Origin of the sequence: Streptomyces alkaliphilus (genome assembly GCF_014141535.1) — a bacterium.
In the GTDB taxonomy this organism is placed as follows: Bacteria; Actinomycetota; Actinomycetes; order Streptomycetales; family Streptomycetaceae; genus Streptomyces; species Streptomyces alkaliphilus.
The window spans coordinates 1-1020 of record NZ_VKHT01001377.1 but is presented as its reverse complement, the minus strand read 5'-3'; the positions used below and the strand labels follow the sequence as shown (position 1 = coordinate 1020).

1 protein-coding gene is annotated in these 1020 nt (G+C 76.7%); it reads left to right on the top strand.

Annotated features, from left to right (window positions below; translation table 11 throughout):
* On the top strand, window positions 1-1020 hold a 1020-nt coding region (locus FNQ90_RS24580; RefSeq protein ID WP_182608348.1), incomplete at both ends, for an ATP-grasp domain-containing protein.

Below are 1020 nucleotides of genomic sequence, written 5' to 3'. Positions count from 1 at the left end.
GCCCCCGGGATCGTGGACCACGAGGTCGCGGACCCGCACGATCCCGCCCGGGTGCGGGCCGCCGCCCGCGCCCTGGCCCGCCAGCATCCGGTGGACGGGGTGTTGACCTGGGACGAGTTCGCCACCGTGGGAGCCGCCGAGGCCGCCCGTGACCTCGGGCTGCCGGGCCCCCGTCCCGAGGCGGTCGCCACCTGCCGCGACAAGGCCGCGGCCCGGGCACGCTTCGACGCCCGACGGGTGCCCTCCACGCCCTGGGCCCAGGTCACCACCGTGGAGCAGGCCGGGGAAGCCGCCCGGAGGATCGGGTTCCCCGTGGTCCTCAAGCCCGCCGGGGCCGGCGGATCCTTCGGCGTGCGGAAGGTGGACACCGTCCGCGACCTGGCCGCCGCCCACGCCTTCGCCGCCGAAGCCGCCGCCCGGGGGCGGGAGGACGCCGGGCTGCTGGTGGAGTCCTACCTCTCCGGCCCCGAGGTCTCCGTCGAGGTCGCCTCCGACCACGGCCGCCACCACGTTCTCGCCCTGACCCACAAGTCCCTCGGCGCGGAGCCGTACTTCGAGGAGACCGGCCATCTGGTGCACGGCTCGCCGGACCCCGGGGAGCCCGGTGTGCGCGTGGCGCTCGCCGCCCTGGACGCGGTGGGCCTGACCCACGGCGTCTCCCATATCGAGCTGCGCCTGACCCCCGACGGGCCGCGTGTCATCGAGATCAACCCCCGTCCGGGTGGAGACCTCATCCCCCACCTGGTCCGCCTGGCCACCGGCGTCGACGTCGTCGCGGCCGCCGCCGACCTGAGCGCCGGGCTGTCCCCCGACCTGACCCCCACCCGCGACATCAGCGCCGGCGTCCGCTTCCTCTACCCCTCGACGGCCGGTCGCCTCACCCGCCTGGACATCGACCCCCGGCTGGGAGAGATGGCCTGGTGCGAGCGCGCGGTGGCGACCAGGACACCGGGCGACGAGGTGAGCCCGCCGCCGGGCGACGGCCTGCACTCGCGCCTGGCCCACGTCGTGGCCACCGCC